Here is a 3,126-nt window from a genome sequence, read left to right on the forward strand (position 1 = left end):
GAGATGGCTCCTCGTCGGCATTTCGGACGTTGATTGCTTGTGTAATGCCGATGAGATGGCTCCTCGTCGGCATTTCGGACGTTGATTGCTTGTGTAATGCCGATGAGATGGCTCCTCGTCGGCATTTTGCACATTGATTTGAATAGAAACGCCGACGAGATGTTTGCTCAACCCATTTTAAAAAGGGATCCAGCATTTAGCTAGAATCCCTTTTAACAAAATTCAATCATCATCTAATTCCTGAACTTGATAAAGTTTGTAATAATTACCTTGTTTCTTCATTAACTCATGATGTGTTCCTTCTTCGATTATTGCCCCGCCTTCAATTAATACAATGCGATCTGCGTGTGTAATTGTTGATAGTCGGTGAGCCACAATGAAAGTCGTACGATCAGATGCTAACTTTTCTAATGCTTCCTGAATTAAACTTTCACTTTCCAAATCTAAGGCTGAAGTTGCTTCATCCAAAATTAGCAATGGTGGGTTTTTCAGGAAAACACGCGCAATTGCAATCCGTTGCTTTTGTCCCCCTGAAAGCTTCACACCTCTCTCGCCAACAAGAGTGTCATATCCTTTAGAAAGTTCCGTAATAAACTGGTGAGCATTCGCCGCTTTGGCTGCTGAGATGACTTCCTCATCTGTTGCATCAGGATTCCCCATGCGAATGTTCATTGCAATCGATTCACTAAATAAAATGTTATCTTGTAAAACCATGCCTATTTTATCTCTTAGCGATCTTGCCTGAACATCGCGAATATCCTTACCATCGACCAGAATTCGACCTTTTGTTACATCATAAAAACGAGGAATTAAACTGATTATGGTGGATTTACCACCACCACTCATACCAACAAGGGCAACCGTTTCACCCTGATTCACATTTAGCGATACATCGTTTAGTACCATATCTTCCTCTTCTTCATAACGGAAGGAGACATGATCAAACTCTACTTTTCCATCCACCTGTTTTAAAGGCATTGCATTTGGTTTGTCTTTAATATCGTAATCTTCATCAATAAATTCAAAGACACGATCCATCGAAGCAATCGACTGAACCAATACAGTCGAGGAACTAATTAATCTGCGTAATGGACTGTATACACGATCCATATAACCTACAAATGCTGCAATTGTACCTACAGTTAAATCTGAAGTGATCGCAAAATAACCGGCAAAACCAATTACTAATAATGGAGCAACATCTGTAATGGTATTCATCACCGCAAAAGTCTTGGCGTTCCAAGACGTGTGGTCAATTGCTCGGTCTAAGAAATTTTGGTTTTGTTTATCGAATTCTTTTTCCTCATAATCTTCAAGGGCAAAGCTACGAGTTACAGGGATCCCTTGTACCCGTTCATGAAGATGTCCTTGAACTTGAGCCAATGCTTGCGATCTTTTTTTCGTTAAATCACGTAGCCTTCCATAAAAAATCTTGACAGAAATCGCATATAGCGGAAATAACGCTATCGCTACAATCGTCAACCAGACATCCATAAATAACATAATTATGATTGCAATTAAAATGGTGAACATATCTAACCAGATGTTCATAAGCCCTGTCATAACGAAGTTTTTCGTTTGCTCGACATCATGAATCACTCTTGAAATAATCTCACCGGTTTTCGTTCTCGAATAAAATTGCAGACTTAGACGCTGAATATGATCAAACAATCTATCGCGAATATCATATAAAATCTTGTTGCCTGTCCATTGAGCTAAATATTGACGATAATATTCAATTGGTGGTCTTAATATAATAAACAAAGCTGCGGAAATCCCCATTAACCAGAATAATTCTGTCAATTTCTCGTCAGATGTTAATCCTTCAGCGCCTATTATATCGTCAATTACATATTTCACAATTAACGGCATTAAAAGAGGGATACCAAATTTGAAGATCCCGATTAATACCGTAATTAAAATCTTCCACTTATAAGGGAAGACAAATTTCATATATCGTTTTATACTATCCAATCCACCTTCACCTCTTTTCATGCTGACTATTCATGAGCGATATGTTAAGTAAAACTCGTACCATTGATCGACAAACTCTGCTGAAAATGGCCCTTTTCGTTGCCTAATCCAATGCAATAAATACTCGACATTGTTCCATAAAATTTTGTCTAAAACTTTTGGATAATTCATTAGTTTTTTGTGCAAATCATATTCATCTTCATCCAACAATGTGTATGTCATATCTGGAAATACTTTCACGTCTAAATCATAATCAATATATTTAACCGCTCCATCTTCAAAAACAAACGGTGAACTAATGTTGCAATAATAATAAATCCCATCATCACGTAACATTCCGATTACATTAAACCAATACTTCGCATGAAAAAAGCAAATAGCAGGCTCTCTTGTCACCCATGTACGCCCGTCACTTTCTGTTACAAGGGTTTTATCATTTGCTCCGATCACACGATTACTCGTTGCTTTTAAAACCGTCGTTGTATCCCAGACACGATGGAGCTGACCATTATGTTTATAGCTTTGGATTTGTATAATTTTCCCTGAATCTGCTGACTCCATACGCATCTCCCTTTCTTCAATGTCATAATAGTAACCATTATAACGATAAATATTTACAATTGAAAATAATACAATTTTCGTTGATACTTAGCCAAGTTTTTTCTTGAGACAAAAAACTTGGCTCTTCCTATTCGGAAGAGCCAAGTTTTCATTTTATTGTTATTTTTTGTTATTTTGAGACTTTTGGTTTTGCTGGCGAACTTCTTGTGCATTTGTTTCGCTAGCAAACTCCGTTCCATACTTCCCTTGCCCTTGAGCAGCTTGTTGGTTTTGACGCTTTACTTCAGCAGCATTAGTTTTACTTGCATTGTTTGCTTGGTTTGCTGGGTTTGCTTGATTATTACGTTTAGCCATCAATATCACCTCCACGACAATTAATTTGCCCAAGCATATTCTTTTTTATCCAAAAAAATATTGCTTTTTTAAAAGAGGTTTAAAGATTACTTTACAAAAGGTATATATTATTACTCAACTTTCGCACACTGAAATAGGCAGGTAAGCCCTGATATAGCTGGGTAAGCCTGCAATCCATTGTTGGACTTGACTTTTGATTAATTTTTGTACCTTTTTGTTGCTCATTTTCAAGGCATC

The 3,126-nt window shown here is 37.2% G+C and carries 3 protein-coding genes; all 3 read right to left on the minus strand.

Annotation, left to right across the window (positions count from 1 at the left end; genetic code table 11):
- Nucleotides 1-222: 222 nt before the first annotated feature.
- On the minus strand, nucleotides 223-1,974 hold the full coding sequence (locus BN3107_RS00105; protein WP_058305619.1) for an ABC transporter ATP-binding protein: 1,752 nt from the start codon (nucleotides 1,972-1,974) through the stop codon (nucleotides 223-225).
- Between the two features lie 30 nt (nucleotides 1,975-2,004).
- Nucleotides 2,005-2,535, minus strand: a complete 531-nt coding sequence (ntdP, locus tag BN3107_RS00110) for a nucleoside tri-diphosphate phosphatase (protein WP_058305620.1) — start codon at nucleotides 2,533-2,535, stop codon at nucleotides 2,005-2,007.
- 159 nt (nucleotides 2,536-2,694) lie between these two features.
- The gene (locus BN3107_RS00115) at nucleotides 2,695-2,889 is read right to left on the minus strand and encodes a gamma-type small acid-soluble spore protein (protein ID WP_058305621.1); all 195 of its coding nucleotides are present in this window, start codon (nucleotides 2,887-2,889) and stop codon (nucleotides 2,695-2,697) included.
- Between the last annotated feature and the right edge of the window lie 237 nt (nucleotides 2,890-3,126).

It is taken from the genome of Gracilibacillus massiliensis, from assembly GCF_001458115.1.
Classification (GTDB): domain Bacteria; phylum Bacillota; class Bacilli; order Bacillales; family Amphibacillaceae; genus Gracilibacillus; species Gracilibacillus massiliensis.